The organism is Rhodococcus oxybenzonivorans (assembly GCF_003130705.1).
In the GTDB taxonomy this organism is placed as follows: Bacteria; Actinomycetota; Actinomycetes; order Mycobacteriales; family Mycobacteriaceae; genus Rhodococcus_F; species Rhodococcus_F oxybenzonivorans.
Map to the genome: position 1 here is coordinate 5,363,323 of NZ_CP021354.1, position 20,218 is coordinate 5,383,540.

Annotated in this window: 18 protein-coding genes and 1 pseudogene; 15 read left to right on the forward strand and 4 right to left on the reverse strand. The window is 66.7% G+C overall.

Features of this window, described 5'->3' with window-relative positions; translation table 11 throughout:
- Nucleotides 1–18: 18 nt before the first annotated feature.
- Nucleotides 19–711: an SDR family NAD(P)-dependent oxidoreductase gene (locus CBI38_RS24960; RefSeq protein ID WP_109333107.1), complete on the reverse strand. Its 693-nt coding sequence runs from the start codon at nucleotides 709–711 to the stop codon at nucleotides 19–21.
- Between the two features lie 134 nt (nucleotides 712–845).
- Here CBI38_RS24960 and CBI38_RS24965 point away from each other — a divergent pair, with 134 nt between their 5' ends.
- From CBI38_RS24965 to CBI38_RS25000, 8 genes are all read left to right on the forward strand, one after another.
- Nucleotides 846–1,739, forward strand: coding sequence for a LysR family transcriptional regulator (locus tag CBI38_RS24965; protein ID WP_109333109.1), 894 nt, complete (start codon nucleotides 846–848; stop codon nucleotides 1,737–1,739).
- Between the two features lie 152 nt (nucleotides 1,740–1,891).
- Nucleotides 1,892–3,256: an MFS transporter gene (locus CBI38_RS24970; protein ID WP_109333111.1), complete on the forward strand. Its 1,365-nt coding sequence runs from the start codon at nucleotides 1,892–1,894 to the stop codon at nucleotides 3,254–3,256.
- A gap of 29 nt (nucleotides 3,257–3,285) precedes the next feature.
- Entirely contained in the window at nucleotides 3,286–4,188 is a 903-nt protein-coding gene (locus CBI38_RS24975; protein WP_109333113.1) for a shikimate dehydrogenase, read from the forward strand.
- A complete protein-coding gene (locus tag CBI38_RS24980; protein ID WP_109333115.1) occupies nucleotides 4,185–6,131 on the forward strand; it encodes an oxidoreductase in 1,947 nt (648 codons plus the stop codon). The genes CBI38_RS24975 and CBI38_RS24980 overlap by 4 nt, the downstream gene beginning before the upstream one ends.
- On the forward strand, nucleotides 6,128–6,925 hold the full coding sequence (locus CBI38_RS24985; protein WP_109333117.1) for an aldo/keto reductase: 798 nt from the start codon (nucleotides 6,128–6,130) through the stop codon (nucleotides 6,923–6,925). Before CBI38_RS24980 ends, CBI38_RS24985 begins: the two co-directional genes overlap by 4 nt.
- The gene (locus CBI38_RS24990; RefSeq protein ID WP_109333119.1) at nucleotides 6,925–8,022 is read left to right on the forward strand and encodes a Gfo/Idh/MocA family protein; all 1,098 of its coding nucleotides are present in this window, start codon (nucleotides 6,925–6,927) and stop codon (nucleotides 8,020–8,022) included. Before CBI38_RS24985 ends, CBI38_RS24990 begins: the two co-directional genes overlap by 1 nt.
- Nucleotides 8,019–9,743, forward strand: a complete 1,725-nt coding sequence (locus CBI38_RS24995; RefSeq protein ID WP_109333121.1) for an FAD-dependent oxidoreductase — start codon at nucleotides 8,019–8,021, stop codon at nucleotides 9,741–9,743. Before CBI38_RS24990 ends, CBI38_RS24995 begins: the two co-directional genes overlap by 4 nt.
- Nucleotides 9,740–10,567: a sugar phosphate isomerase/epimerase family protein gene (locus CBI38_RS25000; RefSeq protein ID WP_109333123.1), complete on the forward strand. Its 828-nt coding sequence runs from the start codon at nucleotides 9,740–9,742 to the stop codon at nucleotides 10,565–10,567. Before CBI38_RS24995 ends, CBI38_RS25000 begins: the two co-directional genes overlap by 4 nt.
- Nucleotides 10,568–11,143: 576 nt before the next feature.
- Here CBI38_RS25000 and CBI38_RS25010 read toward each other — a convergent pair.
- On the reverse strand, nucleotides 11,144–11,476 hold the full coding sequence (locus CBI38_RS25010) for a hypothetical protein (protein WP_109333127.1): 333 nt from the start codon (nucleotides 11,474–11,476) through the stop codon (nucleotides 11,144–11,146).
- 397 nt (nucleotides 11,477–11,873) lie between these two features.
- Between CBI38_RS25010 and CBI38_RS25015 the strand changes: the two genes are divergently transcribed.
- The 3 genes from CBI38_RS25015 (at nucleotide 11,874) to CBI38_RS25025 (ending at nucleotide 14,369) form a co-directional block, all read left to right on the forward strand.
- Nucleotides 11,874–12,500 (forward strand): nucleotidyltransferase domain-containing protein, encoded by a 627-nt coding sequence (locus tag CBI38_RS25015; RefSeq protein ID WP_109333129.1) that lies wholly within the window; start codon nucleotides 11,874–11,876, stop codon nucleotides 12,498–12,500.
- On the forward strand, nucleotides 12,500–12,907 hold the full coding sequence (locus tag CBI38_RS25020) for a hypothetical protein (protein ID WP_109333131.1): 408 nt from the start codon (nucleotides 12,500–12,502) through the stop codon (nucleotides 12,905–12,907). Before CBI38_RS25015 ends, CBI38_RS25020 begins: the two co-directional genes overlap by 1 nt.
- 433 nt (nucleotides 12,908–13,340) lie before the next feature.
- A complete protein-coding gene (locus CBI38_RS25025; RefSeq protein ID WP_109333133.1) occupies nucleotides 13,341–14,369 on the forward strand; it encodes a patatin-like phospholipase family protein in 1,029 nt (342 codons plus the stop codon).
- Nucleotides 14,370–14,437: 68 nt separating this feature from the next.
- Here the strand turns inward: CBI38_RS25025 and CBI38_RS25030 are convergent, their stop codons facing one another.
- A complete protein-coding gene (locus CBI38_RS25030) occupies nucleotides 14,438–15,211 on the reverse strand; it encodes a TetR/AcrR family transcriptional regulator (RefSeq protein ID WP_109333135.1) in 774 nt (257 codons plus the stop codon).
- A 58-nt stretch (nucleotides 15,212–15,269) separates the two neighbouring features.
- Between CBI38_RS25030 and CBI38_RS25035 the strand changes: the two genes are divergently transcribed.
- The 3 genes from CBI38_RS25035 to CBI38_RS25045 all read left to right on the forward strand — a co-directional run bounded on the left by CBI38_RS25035 (nucleotide 15,270) and on the right by CBI38_RS25045 (nucleotide 18,102).
- On the forward strand, nucleotides 15,270–16,274 hold the full coding sequence (locus CBI38_RS25035) for an ATP-binding cassette domain-containing protein (RefSeq protein WP_109333137.1): 1,005 nt from the start codon (nucleotides 15,270–15,272) through the stop codon (nucleotides 16,272–16,274).
- Nucleotides 16,271–17,044 (forward strand): ABC transporter permease, encoded by a 774-nt coding sequence (locus CBI38_RS25040; RefSeq protein ID WP_109333139.1) that lies wholly within the window; start codon nucleotides 16,271–16,273, stop codon nucleotides 17,042–17,044. Before CBI38_RS25035 ends, CBI38_RS25040 begins: the two co-directional genes overlap by 4 nt.
- 167 nt (nucleotides 17,045–17,211) lie before the next feature.
- Nucleotides 17,212–18,102: a dihydrodipicolinate synthase family protein gene (locus tag CBI38_RS25045; RefSeq protein ID WP_109333141.1), complete on the forward strand. Its 891-nt coding sequence runs from the start codon at nucleotides 17,212–17,214 to the stop codon at nucleotides 18,100–18,102.
- 190 nt (nucleotides 18,103–18,292) lie between these two features.
- Here CBI38_RS25045 and CBI38_RS25050 read toward each other — a convergent pair.
- Nucleotides 18,293–19,480: pseudogene (locus tag CBI38_RS25050) on the reverse strand (macrolide family glycosyltransferase); the annotation flags it as partial.
- A 98-nt stretch (nucleotides 19,481–19,578) separates the two neighbouring features.
- Between CBI38_RS25050 and CBI38_RS25055 the strand changes: the two are divergent.
- Nucleotides 19,579–20,169, forward strand: coding sequence for a TetR/AcrR family transcriptional regulator (locus tag CBI38_RS25055; protein WP_109333143.1), 591 nt, complete (start codon nucleotides 19,579–19,581; stop codon nucleotides 20,167–20,169).
- The last annotated feature ends 49 nt before the right edge of the window (nucleotides 20,170–20,218 follow it).

A 20,218-nucleotide genomic window follows, 5' to 3' on the forward strand; every position in this document is an offset into this window, starting at 1 on the left:
GAACAAGCAAGCATCCCCTCAGTACGACGCCCGGCCACCGCTGGCGTCGTAGACGGCGCCGGTCGAGAAGCTGAGCGCCTGCGAGCACAACCATGCGACGAGTTCCGCGATCTCCTCGGGCCGTCCCATCCGGGCCATGGGGGTCAGGCTCTGCGACCGCGCGAGAATCGCCGGGTCGGTGCCGGCATTCATCGGGCTCTGCACCGCGGCGGGTGCCACCACGTTGGCCAGGACACCGGTCTTGGCGACCTCCTTCCCGAGTGATTTCGTCAGCGCGATCACGGCCGCCTTCGACGCCGAGTAGGCGCTCTGGTTGGGATTACCATCCTTCGCGGCGATGCTCGCCAGATTCACGACCCGCCCCCAGCCGGCGTCGGTCATGGCCGGCACGAATGCGCGGCAGAGGAGGAATGTCCCGTCGACGTTGATGCGGAACGTTCGGCGCCAGTCCCCGAGGTCGACGTCCACCAGAGGAGCGGACGGTCCCACGACGCCGGCGCTGTTGACGAGGATGTCGACACGGCCGAGCCGGGCGGCGAGCTTCTCGACGGCGTCGGCATCGGTGACGTCGAGGTGTTCGTCGGCCCCCGTGGCGACGTCGGCGGTGACGACGCGGACCCCAGCGTCGGTGAGGCGTTTCGCGCACGCCGCGCCGATTCCGCTCGCGCCGCCGGTGACGAGCGCGGTGGCGCCCTCGGGATACGTGGACATGGTGGTTTCTCCTCGCGACTGTGTGCGCATTAGTCTTGTTCTATGTGCGAAATCGGTTTGATCCGTGTCGCACTGTGTATGAATTGGAATATATGGGCTGAGCAACACTCGTCAGACTCGCCGAAGGGAATCCGATGGAGATTCGCTGGCTGCAAGCGTTCGTCGCCGTCGCCGAAGAACTGCATTTCGGCAGGGCTGCCGCGCGCCTCCAGATGGCCCAGTCGCCGCTGAGTCAGACGGTGCGCAAACTCGAGAAGGACATCGGCGTGCCGCTGTTCGAGCGGAGCACCCGCAGTGTCGCCCTGACGTCGGCCGGCCATACGTTTCTGCCGCACGCCTACCGCATTCTCGAGAGTGTCGACATCGCGCGGCAAGCTAGCCGCGCGTCCGCCGGGGGCGTGTACGGCCGGATCAAGATCGGCTTCACGGGCGTGCTCAATCACCTGTCCCTGCCCCCGCTCACCCGCGCGCTCAGGCAGCGCTATCCCGACATCGAACTCACCCTCGTCGGGCGCATCATGACTCGTGAAGCTCTCTCTCAATTAGATAGCGGCGCACTCGATCTCGCGTTCGTCGGACTTCCCGTCGAGACGGCTTCGGTGTCCACCCGATTGATCCGCCGCGAGCCATTCGGGGCGGTGCTTCCGGCGGACCACCCGCTCGCGTCCGAGCCGGAGATCGACCTATGCGACCTGGCCGACGACGGGTTCGTCACGACACCGCTGTCGGCCGGCTCGGCATTGCAGGAGGTCGCGATGCGGGCCTGCGTTGATGCAGGGTTCCGTCCCCGCGTAGTGCAAGAGATCACCGACCCGTACATGATCCTGATGCTGGTGGCGACGGGTGTCGGCGTGGCGCTCATGACGTCGGGCATTGCAGCGCTCACGCCCCCGGGCACGGTGTTCGTGCCGCTCACCGGCGAGCCGATCTACATGAATCACGGACTCGCGTGGTCGCCGCGTCGGGTATCCGACGCGCTCCGGGTGGCCCTCGCGGTATCGGAGGATATTCTCCCCACCCCCGATTAGGACATTTTCGATCTATATCTAAGACTTTTTTTGCGCTGGACTGCGCATAGTCTGCCATGACACGCTCGTCACGGTCCGGAACTTCGTGTGAGGTGGATCACCTCCGAACAAGCGCTTCGCGGCGCACCGGATCCTGGGACGAAAGGAACACCATGGCAAGCACGTCTACTCGTGACACCGGGGGACAACCGAACGAGAACGCCCGCCGGGCCGCCGTCTCGGGATTCCTAGGCAGCACGCTGGAGTACTACGACTTCTTCATCTACGGATCCGCGGCAGCGCTGGTCTTCCCGCGGATCTTCTTCCCGGGCGGAGGCGCCACGGCGACCCTGCTGTCGATCGGCACGCTCGGTGTCGCGTATATCGCGCGTCCGCTCGGCGCAGTGCTGTGGGGACATCTCGGGGATCGATACGGGCGCAAGAATTCGCTGCTGGCGTGCCTCCTGCTCATGGGTATCGCGACCGTGGTCGTCGGGTGCCTGCCCACATACGACCAGATCGGCATCGCCGCACCCGTCATCCTGGTGTTCCTGCGATTGCTGCAGGGCCTGTCGGCAGGCGGCGAATCGCCGGGATCCTCCGCGTTGACGCTGGAACACGCACCGGACAACCGTCGCTCGTTTTACACGTCGTTCACCATGAGCGGCATCATGTTCGGCATCGTGCTCTCGAGCCTGGTGTTCATCCCCGTGGCCGCGCTGCCGGATGACGCGCTCTACTCGTGGGGCTGGCGTGTGCCCTTCCTGCTCAGCATCGTCGTGACGGGTGTAGCGGTTTGGCTGCGTCGCAAGCTCGACGAGCCGGAGGTCTTCGAAGAGTTGAAGGAACACGACGACACCGCGGGCATTCCGGTGGTCGAGATGTTCCGCTCGCACTGGCGCACCGTGATCCGCATCAGCCTCAGCGCGACGTTCGCGATGATCAACACCATCGTCAACGTCTTCGCGTTGGCGTACGCGGTGCAGGTCGCCGGGCTCGAACGCTCCACGATGCTGTGGGCCATCGCCGTCGCCAACTTCGTCGCGGTCCTCACCCAGCCGCTGTTCGGAATACTCGCCGACCGGATCGGCCGTAAACCGGTGTTCGTGACGGGCGCCGTCGGTGCCGCGGGCATGGTGTTCGTGTTCTTCCACGCGATCGGAACGGGCAGCGTGCCAATGGTCTTCGCGGCCGGCATCGTTCTGATCGGCCTGTTCTACGCGATGCCCAACGGCGTGTACCCGGCGTACTTCCCCGAGCAGTTCCCCGCTAAGGTCCGGTACACCGGAATGGCCGTAAGTCTCATGCTCGGGCTGTTGGTCGCCGGCTTCACCCCGGCCATCGCGCAGTGGCTGTCGGCGGGTGACACCGCGAACTGGGCCCCGGTTGCCTGGATGTGCCTGGGCTTCGCGCTGCTGTCGTCGGTCGCCGCGCTCACCGGTCCCGAGACGTACCGCACACCCACCGAGCAGCTCGGCGAACCCGGCACGACGACGGCCGGCACGCGGCACCAGGCGCTCGCCCGCACCGACGCCTGATCGGACCTTCACCACTGCAGGAGATTTTCATGCACCCCTTTTCCACCCGGCACCGGATCCGCCTCGTCGGGGCAGGGATCGCCACGTCCCTGTCGCCGGCGCTGCACGAACACGAGGCCGCCGCCCTCGGCCTGACCGACTACCGCTACGACCTGATCGACGTCGCGGCGGAAGGCATTCCCGTCGACCGTTCCGGCGACGCGCTGCGGCAGGCAGTTGCAGCGGGTTGCACCGGACTCAACGTCACCCATCCGTGCAAGCAGGTGGTCGTCGACTCCCTCGACGAAATGTCTGGCAACGCGCGACTTCTCGGCGCCGTCAATACCGTCGTCGTCCGTGACGGGCGGCTGATCGGTCACAACACCGACCACAGCGGATTCCTCGCGGCGCTGCGCCGGGGACTGCCCGATGCCACGCTCGGCCGTGTCGTCCTCGCCGGTGCGGGCGGTGCCGGTTCGGCCGTCGCCTACGCGCTCGCCGCCGCCGGGGTGACGGACCTGCGCGTCGCCGACCTCGACCCGGCCCGTGCCGCGGACGTCTGCGCGCGCCTCGCGGCGGCCTTCCCGCAGACGCGGGTCACGGCCATCCCCCTCGAGGCGATCGAAGCGAACCTGGAGCACTGCGACGGCGTCGTCAACGCCTCCCCGATCGGCATGGTCGGACATCCGGGAACGCCGTTCGACACCGACGCGCTCCATCCCGGACTGTGGGTCGCCGACATCGTCTACCGCCCGCTGCAGACCGAACTCGTCGCGGCAGCAACCGCTCTCGGCTGTGATGTGCTCGACGGCGGTCAGATGCTCGTCGCTCAGGCGGCCGACACGTTCGCCCTCCTCACCGGCATCACGCCCGACCCCGACCGCATGCGACGTCACCTCGGCGAACTGCTCGCCGATCAGTGCGCCCCGACCGTTCTCGAGGAGTCCCGATGACCGCGCGTCTCTTCGCCGCACCACTCGACCTGGGCAACGTGCGACTGCGCAACCGCTTCGTGTCGGCGCCGATGGAGCGCAACTACTGCGAGGTCGACGGCACGATGACCGACGAGTACATCGCGTACCTCGAGCGCCGTGCGGCGGGCGGCGCAGCTCTCGTCTTCACCGAGGCCAGCTACGTGCGGGCCGACGGCAAGGGGCGTATCCGGCAGATGGGTGTGGACGTCGACGAACGCATCCCGGGCATCGCGAAGATGGCCGAGGCGATCCATGCGCAGGGTGCGCTCGTCGGCGTCGAACTCAATCACGGCGGCCGCACCGCGCAGGGTTCCGTCAGCGGATTCGTCCCCGTCGCACCGTCACCGATCCCGTGCGCGGTGGTCGGCGGCGAAATGCCCGAGCAACTCGACGGCGACGACATCGAGCACATCATCGAATGCTTCGGCGAGGCCGCCGCGCGCTGTCAACAGGCCGGGGTCGATGTGATTTCGCTGCACGGCGGTCACGGCTACCTCATCCACCAGTTTCTCTCGCCGGCGTACAACCACCGCGACGACAAGTGGGCCGATCCGGCGCTGTTCGTCAACAAGGTGATCGACGCCGTGCGCACGATGGCACCGGATATCGCTCTCGGACTGCGGTTCTCGGCGTTCGAGGCCGTCGACGGCGGTCTCGACGCGGAGACGACCCGCGCCCGGATCGACGCGATCGACACCGACCGGCTCGACTTCCTCGACGTCTCCGCCGGCAACTACGAATCCGGGCAGTGGATCATCCAACCCGGCGAGTGGCCGCGCGGACTCCTCGCCCCGTTCTCCGAGCAGTACACGCGGGACTTCGACCTCCCCGTCGGGGTCGCAGGCCGGATCAGCTCACCCGAGGTCGCGGCGCAGATCATCGAATCCGGGCAGGCCGACTTCGTCAGCATGGCCCGCACCCTGCACGCCGACCCGGACTTCCCGAACCGCGCGCTGGACGGCGGCCGGTACCGGCCCTGCATCGCTTGCAACTACTGCATCGACAGCCTCGCCGCCGGACCCGTTCCGTGCTCGGTCAATCCGTGGGTGGGCCGCGAACTCGAGCAGCCGTCGAAGCCGGCGGCCGCGGCGGTGCGTGTCGCTGTCGTCGGCGGCGGGCCGTCGGGGATGGCGGCCGCCCGCGACCTCGCGCTCGCCGGGCACCGTGTCGACCTGTACGACGAACGCGGGAGTCTCGGTGGAGATTTCGCGCTGGCCTCCCGGCTGCACGAGTACCCCGAGTACTTACGGATCGTCGACTGGTACCTCGCCGAGATCTCCGACCTCGACATCACCTGCCACCTCGGCACCCGGGTCGACGCCGCCGCACTGGCCGGCCTGGACTTCGACGCCGTCGTGCTCGCGACCGGCGGCCGCGGACCCGAGGTCGACCTCCCCGGGGCCGACACCCGGAGGGTCCGCGACGTCCGGGAGTTCCTGGAATCCGGAGACCCCGCACCCGCGGCGATCACGATCTTCGGCGCCGACCGGGAAGCAGCCGCGGTCGCCGACGACCTGCTCCAGCACGGCACCGAGGTGGTCATGATCGGCCCGCAGGAGACGATCGCCCACGACGTCGGCCGGCGCGGAAAGATCGTGCTGCTGCCGCGGCTCGCGAAGAGTGCGAACCTCACCACCCACCTGTCGTCGATCGTGACGCGGATCGAGGAAGACTGGATGGTGATCTCGACCGCCGGGGACGAGCGGGTGGTGGACGCTCCCGGCGAACTGCTGATCTCGCACGGCGTCGAGCCGCGCACCGACCTGCTCGCCGCAGTGCGGTCGCTGGCACCGCGACTCGGCGTCCACACGGTCGGTGACGCGAGTGGCGACGGCGGCTCCATCCACGCCGCTCTCGTCACCGCAGCCGACGTCGCCGCGAAGATCACCGCGGCCGCCGATGCTCGCGAGGTCAGCGCATGATCGACATGCCACCCCTCGGTCTCGGGACCTGGCCGCTGACCGGACCGGACGCCACACGGGCCGTGCTGTCCGGCATCGAGGCCGGCTACCGGCTCGTCGATACCGCAACGATCTACGACAACGAAGAGGCAGTGGGTGTGGCGCTCGCGGAGTGCGGACTGCCACGCGAGGAGCTGTTCGTCACCACGAAACTGCGTGGGAGCGATCACATGTCGGGCGACATCCGCGGCGCGGTCGAGCGGAGCCTGAAGAATCTGGGACTCGATCGGCTCGACCTGTTCCTCATCCACTGGCCGCTGCCACGCCACGACAGGTACGTGGCGGCGTTCGAGGCGATGCTCGCCTGCCGTGACGCCGGCCTCGTCCGCCACGTCGGTGTCTCCAATTTCCTGGAGACGCACCTGCGTCGCGTCGTCACCGAAACCGGAGAAGCGCCGGCAGTCAACCAGATCCAGATGGACCCGTCGCTCGCCCGGCTACCCGTCCGGCGCGCGAACGACGAACTCGGCGTGTCCACGCAGTCGTGGAGCCCGCTGGGCCGCGGCGAGGTGCTCGACTCACCCGTGGTCACCGACATCGCCCGGCGCCTCGACCGCGCCCCCGCACAGGTGGTCCTGGCCTGGCACTTCGCGCAGGGTGTCGTGCCGGTCGTGAGATCCGCGAATCCCGCCCGCCAGGACGAGAACCTGGCCGCCCTCGGCGTGCGGCTCACCGCCGACGACGTGGCCGCCCTGAATCGACTCGACCGCGGCGAATCCGCGGCCCGGGACGTCGAAACCGAGGAGCACTACTGATGGCCCTACGTATCGGCATCGTCGGCTGCGGCAAGATCGCCGGCAACCACGCCCGGGCCCTGCAGCAGGTGCCCGGCGTCGAGGTGGTCGGCTGCTGCGACCCCAACGTCGACCGCGCCCGCGAGTTCGCGGACTCGCACCGTATCGCGCGGGTCGTCGGTTCGGTGGAGGAGTTGATCGACCTCGGCCTCGATGCGTGCACCGTCTGCACACCGCACCCGGTGCACGAGCAGGTGGTCGTCGCGGCGGCTGAGGCCGGGATCCACGTGCTGTGCGAGAAGCCGATCGCGGTCGACGTCGCCGCGGCAGACCGCATGATCGCGGCCGCCGACCGCGCCGGCATCACGTTCGGTGTGCTGTTCCAGCGCCGGTTCTGGCCGGCCGCGCAGCGCATCAGGACGGCCATCGACGACGGCCGGATCGGCATTCCGGTGCTCGGCGAGGCGTCGGTGCTCCTGCACCGCCCGTCGTCCTACTACTCCGCCGACGAGTGGCGCGGACGGTGGGACACCGACGGCGGCGGAGTCCTGATGACGCAGGCCGTCCACCAGATCGACATGCTCCAATGGTTCATGGGTGAGGCCGTGTCGGTGAGCGGCTTCATCCGCACCCACACACACGGCGGCCACATCGAGACCGAGGACAGTGCGTCCGCCGTCGTCTCGTTCGCGTCGGGCGGCACGGCGACCGTCACCGCGACCACCGGCGTCAACCACAACCTCGGCAACCGGGTCACCGTGATCGGGCAGACCGGTGCGATTGCGAGCGTCCTCGAGTTCCCGGAGGGCAGGGAGGGCGTCAACGAGCTCTGGACGATCCCCGGCGAAGTGGAGTTCCGTACCCCGTTCACACCCGGCGTCCGTGCCAATCTCGACGTCACGGAAGTCAACGCCCGACTCGCCGACTTCCACACACTCCAGGTGCAGGACTTCGCGGACGCCGTCCTGACCGGTCGCGACCCCGCCGTCACCGGACGCGACGCGCGCGCCTCGCTGGCGATCATCGCGGCGATCTACGAGTCCTCGCGCACCGGCCGGGTGGTCGACCTCACGCCCGCACCGACTTTCGCAACAACATCCGCTCAGGAGACGCTATGACCCCCGATCACACCACCTCCACCTATGACGTCGTCGTCATCGGCTCCGGAGCGGGCGGTCTGTCCGCCGCCGTCGCCGCAGCCGACGGGGGCGCCTCCGTCCTCGTCGTCGAGAAGGCGGACACGTGCGGCGGCGCGACGGCATGGTCCGGCGGCTGGATGTGGGCGCCGCGGAACCTGTTCGCGCAGGCGGACGGCGTGAACGAGGACCGCTCGCTGCCGCGCACCTATCTCGAGCACCGACTCGGCGAGAACTTCGACGCCGCCAAGGTCGATGCCCTGCTCGACGGAGCACCCGAGATGGTGGAATTCTTCGAGACGAAGACGGCGCTCCAATTCGTTCCGGGCGCGAAGATCGCCGACATCCACGGCGACACACCGGGTGCGGGCACAGGGCACCGCTCGGTCGGACCGAAGCCGGTGAACCTCCGGAAGCTCGGCCTCGACGTCGCGGCGCTCCTGCGTCGCCAGCTCTACGAGACGTCGTTCCTCGGCATGGGCATCATGGCCGGCCCGGACCTCCAGGCCTTCCTGCACTCGACCCGTTCGGCGAAGGCGTTTGCGCACTGCGCCCGAAGGGTGTCCACGCACCTGCTCGACCTCGCCACCACACGCCGCGGCCAGCAACTCGTCAACGGCACCGCGCTCGTCGGCCGGCTGCTGCGGTCAGCGCTCGACGCCGGCGTCGAGATCCGCGTGAGCACGGCGGCCACCGCGCTGACCACCGACTCCGCGGGCACCGTCACCGGCGTCCGGCTGGAGGGCCCGGACGGGGTCTACTCCGTGTCCGCCCGCCGCGGAGTCGTCCTCGCGACGGGCGGCTTCAGTCGCGACGTCGACCGGCGCCGTCAACTTTTTCCCCGCACACCCACGGGCCGTGAACACTGGACCCTCACCCCGTCCACGACCACCGGCGACGGCATCACCCTCGGCGAATCGGTCGGCGGCCGACTCGACCGCTCGGTCGCGTCCCCGGTGGCGTACTGCCCGGTGTCGATCGTCCGGTACCGCAACGGCAAGGAGGGTGTGTTCCCGCACATCCTCGACCGCGGAAAGCCCGGTGTCATAGGCGTTCTCGCCGACGGCCGCCGCTTCGTCAACGAGGCCCTCGGCTACCATGACTACACCCTCGCAATGGTCGAACAGGTCCCCGACGGCGACGAGGTCTGCTCCTGGTTGATCGCCGACCAGCGGTACCTGCGGTACTTCCCGCTGGGCATGGCCAAGCCGCTGCCAATCCCCACGTGGCCGTACCTGAAGTCGGGGTATCTCACCCGCGGCCGCATGGTGCGCGAGCTGGCCGAGAAGATCGGTGTCGACCCCGACGGCCTGGAGAAGACGGTCGCAGCGTTCAACGAGGGCGCCCGCGACGGCGTCGACCCCGAGTTCGGTCGCGGCACCACACCCTTCACCGTCGGCTCCGGCGACCCCGACAACCCATGGCCCAACCCCTCCCTCGCACCGCTCGAAGAAGGCCCGTTCTACGCGGTCAAGGTGGTGCCCGGCAGCTTCGGTACGTTCGCCGGTCTGGTCACCGACAGCATGTCCCGGGTTCTGAACGACGACGACCAGCCGATCGACGGGCTGTTCGCGGTCGGGGTCGACCAGTCCAGCGTCATGGGAGGCCACTACCCGTCCGGCGGTATCAACCTCGGCCCAGCCATGACCTTCGGCTACCTCACCGGCCGCCGCCTCGCCTCGACGACAGGAGCTCTGCGATGACCGCCCCACTCGGCCTTGCCGCACTCACCGTGCTCGACACCGCGCCGCTGCAGCAGGTGGACCTCGCCGAGAAGCACGGCTTCGACACCATCGGTATCCGACTGCTGCCCGCAGCGCCCGGCACCACCGCCTACCCGCTGCACGAGGACGACGCCGCCCTCGATGCCCTGATCCGTCGCCTCGACGATTCGCCGATCGAGGTGTTCGACCTCGAAATCATCCGGCTGCAAGCAGATTTCGACCCAAAGTCGTACGTTCCGCTGCTCGAGGCGGGCGCACGCCTCGGCGCGAAGGCCGTGCTCGTCGGCGGCGACGACCGCGACCGCGCCCGGCTCACCGACTCCTACGCCCGGCTGGCGGAACTGTGTGCGCAGTACGGCATCGTCGCGAGCCTCGAGTTCATGCCGTGGACGGCTGTGCCCGACGCGACCACCGCGGTCGAGATCGTGACGCAGGCCGACGGGCCGGCGCGTAGCGTACTGATCGACGCTCTGCATACCGCCCGTTCGACGACGACCCTCGACGACCTGGCGGCGATCCCACGCGAGTGGCTGCATTACGCGCAGATGTGCGACGGTTCGGTGCCTGCACCCACCAACGACGCCGAACTCGTCCGCCACGCACGGGAGGAACGGCTCGTGCCCGGCACCGGGGGCATTGACCTCACCGGCATCTGGTCGACACTGCCCACCGACCTTCCGGTGAGCGTCGAACTGCCCAACGAACCCCTCCGCCGTGCGGTCGGCACCGACGCGTGGCTCGACCGACTCGTCACCCAGACACGAAGAGTTCTCGACACGAATCGCACCACTTCAGCCCACTGACCACGATCGCTGCGACACGACGGCGGCCCTGCATCTCGCGAGCTGGGGGTCGTCGACGACGTGCTGTGGGATTGCGTGGGGCCAGGCCGAGGATCAGGTGGATCTCATCGGCCGGAGGGAACTTTACGGTGCGACCGTGCCCTCGGGCATGTCATTACCTCAGGTCAATCGCACCTGCACCTAACGGGCGTGCACCGTAGGGCCTAGCCCGAAGTGGAGGGGCGGGCACAGCGCGATGGAGGGCAGAAAAGTGGGCGCCTCCGGTCCCCACACAGGGAAGTGCATATAGGGGAACGCACCGAGTAGCTGGCAATGTAGCTCCACCTGATGAGCGTTCACAGTCCCGGGATCACACGTAGACACGGCACCGATCACGAAGTAGTGCAGTGCGCATCCACTCGGAACAGGTGGTGGTGCTGCATTTGCGGGCGCCGCGGTCAGGGACAAGGCGGCGGCCACCGTGGCCGCGATGAGGGTCAGGCGCAGAAGCCGAGACATGGAATCCTCCGGTAGTGGGGGTCCCGACCCACGCACCATCCTCGCAGTCGAGCCCCATCGCCGTGGCCTGTTCGGCGCCTACGCTTGCAGGAACGCGGCCTGAACTCGCAACAGATGACCTTCCGGGCTCAGCTCTTCATACCGCTCCATCACTTCCCGACCAGCGGCCTGCCGCAAACAGTTCTGCACATTGAGGTCTTCGTCCATGCCGGCTTCCATCGCCAGGACGGCACCCGCTCGAAGTGCGGCAGCCTGTGTTCGGTAGGCCCACACGTCGAGGCGACCGGACCCGCTGTATCCGCGGTGAGCCAGGGTCCACACCGCCGGATCTCGGGTCGTTTCCACTGTCCCGTCCGGTCGGTAGAGCGTCGAGGAGACCACCTGATTGATGAAGTCGGTTGCGCGTACCATCGTCCGAGCCTAAATCGGCCAGGCCGCCATCGTCGGATGACGCGGCCATGACTCCCCGATCACGTCTCATCGCTCATCCGCCAACACCTGAAATCGAGGCACCCGAACTCGTACACAACGTTTTTGACGCTAACCAGACACGCCCCAGGCCCCGCAAACGTCGTCGGCGGCCGACTTACGACGCAAAGCGGCAGAACGTGTACCGCTCGTGAGTGGCGGATAGAGTCGAATAGGTTCGCCCGTCCAATCTCTGGAGCGACCGCGATCGATCTCGCTCCGCGGAGTGCGCAGTTCGACCAGTGACACCATTTTCCGCAACCCCGGTGACAGATCCCTTACTATAGTACGGGTAGACGTACAATAGTACGTGCACGCGAGTCGCTAGGGAAACGGAACTATGGATCTGAGCCGCCCGCTACAGACAGTGACGCCCACGCTCGACGGTGATGTGCTCGCTGCGCTGGCTGCCGCGTCCGAGGCGACTTTCACGACCGGCCAGCTGCACCGGGTGCTGCCGCGCCATTCGGAAGAGGGGATACGAAAGGTGTTGCAACGATTGAGCAAGCAGGGCACCGTGTTGTCTTCCAGGGTGGGTAACGCATTCGTGTATCAGCTCAATCGTGAGCACTTGGCCTTCCCTCATATCATCGGTCTCGCCGGTTTGTCAGGGGAATTCCTGCGCAGGTTGGAGGCGCGGTTCGCCAGCTGGAAGATTCCCCCGGTGTATGCCGCCGTGTTCGGCTCCGCTGCACGCGGAACGATGTCGATCGACAGCGACATCGACATCTTCCTTGTCCGGCCGGATGCCGTCGCAGACGAGGAGTGGGATGAACAGGTGGCTGAGCTGATGGCCGAGGTGACCAGATGGACCGGCAACGATGCGCGAGATTTGCAGTTCATGCAGAGTGAGATCGCCGGCCGCGGCACGGACGCACCAGTCCTGCGAGAGGTGGCGAAAGAGGGGCTGACGGTGGCCGGTTCGCGGGCTGGTTTCACCCGGTTGCTGCGTCAAGGTAATCGGTAGTGGGGCGGACGCGGCCGTGCGACCAGGCAGTCCGCCGCGGGCGGCTGAGAAAAGCCGAACAGTTCTTTCACCTGGCCGAGATCGGTCGCGACTTTGCCGACGAGCCGGAGGGTGTCGATGATGCGGTCGTGACGCTGTGGGTGCACGCGGGTATCGCAGCCTCGGACGTCATCTGCTGCGCGCGACTGGGTGAGCATGCGCAGGGCGAGGACCACAAGGATGCCGTCACGCTGCTCGGGTCCGTCGACCCGGCCACGGCGAAACACCTCAGCGTGCTACTTGGCCTGAAGACACGGTCCGGTTACACCGATACGCCGACCAGCCGTACCGAATCGAAGCGCGCCGAACGGGCCGCAGAAGCGCTGATCGAGGCGGCCCGTCGAGCGCACGCTCAGGCCGGAAACTGAACAGAAGACTCGCGATTGAGCGCCTGGTGGGGTACGGGTCCGGGGCACTGGATGAGTACGTCGATGTTGCACAACAGTGCGAAGCGCACTGGACTCTCGACCAGCTCGGCCGGACGCTCTCAGCGGCAGGCAATTACAGGAAGTGAGACGGACGAATCTGCGGTCTTGGTGAGATCCACGATGATGCGACTGTGCGAGTCCGCGTGCAGACGTGCCAGACACCGGACGATGTGAGTGTGGGCCGGCCCGATTCTACTGGTGGACCAGAAAATCGGGGCGCAATGTACGGAACCTCTCGAATTCGCCCTTCCCAGGCGACGGAGCGAGGACGATGGGCGCAGAGCTCAATTTTGACACTCCGGCCGCACCAGCGCTGGCACCAGGGTCCGCGTCAGGTGCGACCGGGGCGGATGTACAAGCGGCCAGGGGGTAGATGGATGTGACTGCGTCACGGGAGAGCAAAGAAGCCGACCTCGTCCTCGCAGGTGGCGGCGTCAAAGGAATCGGGTTGGTCGGCGCCGCGTCTGCGCTCATCGATGCCGGATACACGATTCATCGCGTGTCCGGTACGTCGGCGGGCGCGGTCGTGGGTGCCATCCTTGCGGCCGTCACCGCCAGCGGGGAACCTGTGACCGGCGAGCAGTTGAAGAGACTCACCCATCTCAACTATCGAGAGTTTCTCGATCCCGGTCTCCTCGAGAACATCCCGATTCTCGGGCAATCGTGGGCGCTGCTGCGGGGCACCGGACTCTACCGGGGCGATCGTGTCCACCAGTGGATCAAGGACACGCTCGAGAGGCTCGGAGTCTCCACCTTTCACGACCTCGAGATTGACGGCACCCTGCCAATGAAACAGCGGTACAGGCTGGTGGTCACCGTCACGGACGTGACGACGGGGCAACTGGTCCGCCTGCCCTGGGACTTTGAACGGGTCTACGGCCTCGACCCCAACGCTCAATCCGTCGCCGACGCGGTACGGGCGTCCATGGCGATTCCGTTTTTCTTCCGTCCTGTCTCGTTGACCAGTGCCGCCGGAATGACCTCGACGCTGGTGGACGGCGGAGTGCTCTCGAACTTCCCGATCGATTCACTGGATCGGACCGATGGACAGTTGCCCCGATGGCCCACCTTCGGGGTCACCGTTCTGCCCAATCTGCCGGCCGGGAACGATGACGTCATCCCCCATCTCAGACTCCTGCGCCTTCTCGGGCCACCGCACCTGCTCGAGAGCGTTCTCAGTACCATGCTCGTGGGTCGCGATCAGGCGTACCTGAACCAGCCGTGGGTGAGTGTCCGGGCAATTCGGGTGAACTCCACCGATGTCGGGGCCCTCGACTTCGACATTCACCAGGAAGACGTCGAGGCTCTTTACCGGAACGGATACGAAGCGGCACAAGCATTCCTATCTACCTGGAATTGGAATTCCTACGTTCAGAGGTTCCGGCAGATGCCGCCCGGGTAGCTCCCGTAAACTGCGCTCCGCCCGGGAACCAGCCCCGGTCACGGTCCGCAGCGAATTCCGCGGCGGCGTCATCCGGCGTCGGTTTTCTCCACCAACCGGTCTATGCCGTCGAGCATGCGGTCGAGGCCGAAGCGGAAGTCGTCCTCGAGCCAATCGGCGTCGTCGCTCCCGTCCGGATCGAATGCTCCGGCGGCGATCGCGGACAGCAGCGCGGGAAATCGCTCCCGGTCGAGCAGGAGTGGGAGCATCTGCGAATAGTCGACCGGTGTGGTGGACGCCGCCGACCGCTCCAGGTCGTTGACGAACCGGGCGCGCCCGATCACGAACAGTGAAACATTGAGCACCACTTGCACCTTCGTGTCCTCGGGCAACGTTGTGTCCGCGAGGGTGCGCAGTCCCGCCTCGAGCCACGACAGGTTGTTCGGCCCGGTCGGCGGCGCCGAAATGGACAGTTCAGCCCACCAAGCATGGACGCGTGCGCTCCGGTACTCGGCCCGGGCCCAGGCCTCGAGCCGGTCCCGACACCGACCGGACACCGGCAGGTCGGCGGGCGGGGCGCCGATCGCGCGGTCCGCCATCAGCTCGATCAGGTCATCCTTGCTGTCGACATACCGGTAGAGCGACATGGTGGTGAACCCCAGTTGCTTGGCAACGCGGCTCATCGACAGCCCCGCGAGACCTTCGACGTCGGCCACCTCGATCGCGGCGTCGAGCACCCGGTCGAGCGTGAGCCCCTTGCGGGGACCGCGCGACCCGGCCTCCTCCAATCCCCATGCCAGCCTCATTGCCTTGGGCAGGTCGGCGGGCGTGCGGCTTGTCGGGCCTTCGAGGGGCTGTGTCATCGGTATTCCACTTCGTCGGGGTCTTGCGCTCATCTTAAAACTGCGTACGCTGCACACCATGAATATACGTCGTACACAGTTTGGGTCGGCGGTCGCTGACCGCCACTGCGATCCCGCGATCACCGTCACCGGATTGCGAAAATCGTTCCGGGACGTCGCCGTCCTCGACGGCGTCGACCTCCTCGTTCCACGCGGCAGCGTGTTCGCACTTCTCGGGGTCAACGGCGCAGGCAAGACCACGATGGTCCGCATCCTGTCGACCCTCACACCAGCCGATGCGGGCACCGTGACCATCGCCGGACGAGACCTGCACGACGACGCCCAGGGCATCCGACGCTCGATCAGTCTCACCGGCCAGTACGCGGCCGTCGACGACCTGCTCACCGCCGAGGAGAACTTGCGGCTGATGGCCCGCCTCGGTCATCTCGGTCGAGCCGAGGGCAGACAGCGGGCACGCGAGCTGCTCGAACAGTTCGACCTGGTCGACGCGGGCAGGCGGCGCGCAGGCACGTACTCGGGTGGCATGGCACGCCGCCTCGACCTCGCGATGAGCTTGGTTGCCCGGCCGGAGGTGATTTTTCTCGACGAACCCACCACCGGACTCGACCCACGGAGCCGGCAGACGATGTGGGATGTCGTCCGGTGCCTCGCCGACGACGGTGTGACGATCTTTCTCACTACCCAATACCTCGAAGAGGCAGACCAACTCGCCGACCGCGTCGCCGTGCTCGACGAGGGCAGGATCGTTGCGGAAGGTAATCCCGACGAACTGAAACGGCTCGTCCCCGGGGGCCACCTCGAACTGATGCTCACCCAGCGGTCCCAACTCGAGACAGTCGCCGCCTCCTTCGACGAGGTCGTGGTCGACGCGGACCGCTGCACGATTGCGATCCCGACGGACGGGAGCATCGGTCAGATCAAAGCCCTCCTCGACCGGGTCGACGACCAGAGCGTGACTGTCGGGACCCTGTCGCTCCACTCCGCCAGCCTCGACGACGTGTTCTTCGCGCTCACCGACAAGACACCCGCCGCACCGATCCGAAACGAGGCAACAGCCCGATGACCGCCGACACCCGCCCCCACCCCGTCGCCGATGTCGCCGCGATGACCGCCCGCACCACGACGCGCATCCTGCGCAGCCCCGAGACCGTGATCATGGGCGTCGCCCTTCCGGTACTGCTTCTGCTGCTTTTCGTCTACGTTTTCGGCGGGGCGATGGACACCGGCACCGGCTACCTGAACTACGTCGTTCCGGGGATCATCCTGCTGTGCGCGGGATTCGGCTCCTCGCAGACGGCGGTCGGCGTGGCGAGCGACATGGTGCACGGCATCGTCGACAGGTTCCGGTCGATGCCGATCACCCGATCCGCGTTCCTGTTCGGTCACGTCCTCTCCAGCGTCGCACGTAACCTCGTGACGTCATGGGTCGTTATCGCCGTCGCGCTGGTGATGGGTTTCCGACCGTCCGCCGGGCCCCTGGAGTGGCTGGCCGCGTTCGGGATCATTGCGTTGTTCATCCTCGCCATCTCCTGGCTCGCCGCCGCACTGGGACTACTCGCCGGCAGTGAGGAAGCGGCCGGGGGATTCACCTTCTTCCTCTTGTTCCTCCCCTACGTGAGCAGTGCGTTCGTCCCAACCGACACCATGCCGGCCTGGTTGCACTCGTTCGCCGAGAACCAGCCGGTCACCCCGGTGATCGAAACCGTTCGGGGTCTGCTCACCGGCGGACCGGTCGCCGACACTGCCTGGCTCGCAGTGTTGTGGTGTGCCGGAATCACACTCGGCGGCTACCTATTGGCGATCACAGCATTCGCACGCAGAACAGCACACTGATCCGACCGCCCCGGCAAGAACGTCAGCGTCAACGGGACCGAGCTGCGGAATCCGGACGAGGGACCGAATGCCTCGGGCGCTGACATTCTGTCGCCTCGGGGTGATCTGAATTCCTGCCAACGCCTCGCGTACTTTGTCCCATACCCGAGCGAAGTGAGGTTCGACCGATGTTCACCGGACTGTCCGCATTCCCCCTCACCCCCATGAACGAGACAGAAATCGACGAGTCCGCATTCTCCCGAATGGTCTCGCGCTTGGCTGACGCGGGGGTCGATTCCATCGGCGCGCTCGGGTCCACCGGGAGCTACGCCTACCTGACCAGAGAAGAGCGCAAGCGCGTCGCGCAGCTCGCCGTGGCCGCAGCGGGCACCACACCGGTCATGATCGGTATCGGTTCGTTGCGCACCGCACACGTCCGCGCCCTCGCCGAGGATGCACAAAATGCCGGCGCCGCCGCGGTCCTGCTGGCACCGATGTCCTACCAACAGCTGACTGCAGACGAGGTGTTCGGCCTTTACGAAACGGTGACACGTGAACTGTCCGTACCGCTGTGCATCTACGACAATCCCGGTACCACCCACTTCACTTTCACCGATGAACTGCACAGCCGCATCACCGAACTTCCCAAGATCGGATCGATCAAGATCCCCGGTGTCCCCCTCGACCCCGCCGAGGCAGCCGGTCGAGTGAACTCCCTCCGATCCCAGATCCCGTCGACGGTCACCATCGGCGTCAGCGGAGACGCCTCCGCCGCGATCGGCCTCAACGCCGGCTGCGACGTGTGGTACAGCGTGCTCGCCGGCGTGCTTCCCAAGCCATGCCTGGCCCTGACCCGCGCATCTCAGAACGATGACCGGAAAACCGCTACCGCGCTGTCCAATCGACTCGAACCCATCTGGGAGTTGTTCCGTACCCATGGAAGCCTGCGCGTCGTATCCGCCATCGCCGAATACCTCAGCCTTGTCGAATCACCCAATCTCCCGCAGCCGCTGCGGGGTCTCGCTGAGGCCGCGCGTTCACGGGTCGCCGACGCACTTCAGCAAGTTGATCTGCTGTGATCTTCAGGGAGACAACAGCCGTCCGTGCTGTTAGCGAGGCCCGCCTTTGGTTGTCGAACGTGCCCGCGGCAGCGGCAGGTGCGATTCGCAGCCCTTCTTAACGCGTGATTGCCGATCCGTCGGTTCGTCGAGCTACCCATGGCCCCGCATCATTGCGCACCATCGGTGAGTACCTTTCCTCGAGGAATTCCTCGATCACCTGGACGGCAGCGTCCACCCCACCCGCAGAACGCAGCTCGGCGGCGAGCTCCGCGCTGCGGCGCCGGACCGGCTCGGTGTCGATGTGCGCGAGCGCGTCCCGCAATCCGGCGACCGACACCTCCGAACTATCTACTCGAACCGCCACTCCGGCGGCCACGAGGGCGTCGGCGTTCTCGAACTGGTCGGTGGCCTGCGGTGCGGCGATCATCGGGGTTCCCGTGAACATTCCCTCGCTGGACCCGCCCATGCCGGCATGGGTGAGGAACGCGTCGGCCTGCCCGAGGATGTCGAATTGGGGTACCCACCGGTGGACCTCGAGGTTGCCGGGCACGGTTCCGAGTTCGGCGACGTCGACGTGCCGCCCGATCTGCAGAACGACATGCCAGCCGTCGAGGTCGCCGAACGCCTCGATGCAGCGCCGGTAGAATTCGGCGTGATCGGTGAACGCCGTGCCGAGCGAGATGAGCAGCACCTTGGCCGCGCCTGCCGGACGCTGCCACCGGCCATCGGTGGGCCGTCGGGTGGGCAGCGCCGGTCCGACGAACGTGTAAACGTCCTCGTTCACTCGGTCGGCGTTGGGCTGCATCGATTTCGCGATCAGCACCACCGCTCGGGTGGGGCGCCCGTAGAACTCGTCCGGGTCGGTCTCGACACCGTTGTCCACCAGGAGTTTCCGCTGCCGTTCGTACAGGGCCGCCCCGCGTGGGTCTGCCCGCATCGTGTCCACGAACGATCTCATGTCGTCGTCGTAGCCCTCCCACGCGACGTACGTCGGCGACAGCTGCACGATCGGCACACCCCATTCTTCGGCGAGAACCCGGGCAGGACCTCCCGCGATGTCGTAGAGGAACAGGTCGGGGCGGTCGTCCTCGTACAGCGACCGTAGTTGCGGCAGCATCGACTCGTACTCGGCCTGGAACAGGGTGAGTTGATCGATTGTGTCTCCCTCCCAGGACTTCTCCGACCCTTCCGTCGCAGCCGCGGTGTTCACGCGTGGCAGCGTCGAGGTGTACTCCTTGAATTCCGCTCCCGTGCTCTCGACGGCATCCTTCACGGCGGCGTCGTTGGCGTACGTCACTCGGTGACCGCGTGCGACGAGTTCGTGGAGAATCTCCAGGCTCGGGTTGACGTGCCCGGGCGCCGGAATGCCGACCATGGCGATGTGTGAGCGAGTCATCTTCCTCCTTCAGATACGGAACGGTCCGTCTCGTTCAAGGTGGCACGTGCTGCGCGCCGAGTCAAGACGATACGTCTCGTCTGGTCTATGATCAGTTCATGCCGTCCGCCGACAATCCCCGCCGTTCGGAACGGTCCCGCGCCGCGATCCTGCAGGCCACGCAGGCACAGATACGCGAACAGCCTTACGCGAAGATCAGCATCGAAGGCATCGCCGCGCGCGCGAAGGTCGGGAAACAGACCATCTACCGGTGGTGGCGATCCAAGGGCGCGCTGGTCGTGGACGCCCTGCACGAACAGAACGCGGCCCGCGCTCAGGAGACGCTTGCCCTACCGGACACCGGCGACCTCGCCGCCGACATGCGCCTGGTCCTACAGGCCACGGTCGACGAGTTCACCTCACCGGAATTCGAACCACTGTTCCGGGCGCTTTCCATCGAATCGCTGCAGGATCCCGCGCTGCAGAAGCAGATCGTCGAGCGGATCTACCGGCCGCAGTTCGAGTTCGTCGCGGCGCGGTTTCGTTCCGCGCAGGACGCCGGACAGATGCGGCCCGACGTCGACCTCGTCCTCGCGTTCGAGTTGTTCATGGCGCCGATGTTCTACCGCTGGCAGAGCGGAGCGCATCCCCTCACCCACGACCACGCGGACGCCGTCGTCGACCTGGCAATGCGCGCCCTCGCACCCTGACGAAAAAGCAATCCAACAGAGGCAAGGCCATCGATGAAACACTGAGAAT

What these genes read in the sequence shown, in the direction of transcription:
- CBI38_RS24985 (WP_109333117.1), top strand. Translation starts at nt 6,128, where the DNA reads ATGATCGACATGCCACCCCTCGGTCTCGGGACCTGGCCGCTGACCGGA.
- CBI38_RS24960 (WP_109333107.1), bottom strand. Translation starts at nt 711, where the DNA reads ATGTCCACGTATCCCGAGGGCGCCACCGCGCTCGTCACCGGCGGCGCG.
- CBI38_RS24980 (WP_109333115.1), top strand. Translation starts at nt 4,185, where the DNA reads ATGACCGCGCGTCTCTTCGCCGCACCACTCGACCTGGGCAACGTGCGA.
- CBI38_RS25000 (WP_109333123.1), top strand. Translation starts at nt 9,740, where the DNA reads ATGACCGCCCCACTCGGCCTTGCCGCACTCACCGTGCTCGACACCGCG.
- CBI38_RS25040 (WP_109333139.1), top strand. Translation starts at nt 16,271, where the DNA reads ATGACCGCCGACACCCGCCCCCACCCCGTCGCCGATGTCGCCGCGATG.
- CBI38_RS25035 (WP_109333137.1), top strand. Translation starts at nt 15,270, where the DNA reads ATGAATATACGTCGTACACAGTTTGGGTCGGCGGTCGCTGACCGCCAC.
- CBI38_RS25030 (WP_109333135.1), bottom strand. Translation starts at nt 15,211, where the DNA reads ATGACACAGCCCCTCGAAGGCCCGACAAGCCGCACGCCCGCCGACCTG.
- CBI38_RS24965 (WP_109333109.1), top strand. Translation starts at nt 846, where the DNA reads ATGGAGATTCGCTGGCTGCAAGCGTTCGTCGCCGTCGCCGAAGAACTG.
- CBI38_RS25025 (WP_109333133.1), top strand. Translation starts at nt 13,341, where the DNA reads ATGGATGTGACTGCGTCACGGGAGAGCAAAGAAGCCGACCTCGTCCTC.
- CBI38_RS25055 (WP_109333143.1), top strand. Translation starts at nt 19,579, where the DNA reads ATGCCGTCCGCCGACAATCCCCGCCGTTCGGAACGGTCCCGCGCCGCG.
- CBI38_RS25010 (WP_109333127.1), bottom strand. Translation starts at nt 11,476, where the DNA reads ATGGTACGCGCAACCGACTTCATCAATCAGGTGGTCTCCTCGACGCTC.
- CBI38_RS25045 (WP_109333141.1), top strand. Translation starts at nt 17,212, where the DNA reads ATGTTCACCGGACTGTCCGCATTCCCCCTCACCCCCATGAACGAGACA.
- CBI38_RS24970 (WP_109333111.1), top strand. Translation starts at nt 1,892, where the DNA reads ATGGCAAGCACGTCTACTCGTGACACCGGGGGACAACCGAACGAGAAC.
- CBI38_RS24995 (WP_109333121.1), top strand. Translation starts at nt 8,019, where the DNA reads ATGACCCCCGATCACACCACCTCCACCTATGACGTCGTCGTCATCGGC.
- CBI38_RS25015 (WP_109333129.1), top strand. Translation starts at nt 11,874, where the DNA reads ATGGATCTGAGCCGCCCGCTACAGACAGTGACGCCCACGCTCGACGGT.
- CBI38_RS24975 (WP_109333113.1), top strand. Translation starts at nt 3,286, where the DNA reads ATGCACCCCTTTTCCACCCGGCACCGGATCCGCCTCGTCGGGGCAGGG.
- CBI38_RS24990 (WP_109333119.1), top strand. Translation starts at nt 6,925, where the DNA reads ATGGCCCTACGTATCGGCATCGTCGGCTGCGGCAAGATCGCCGGCAAC.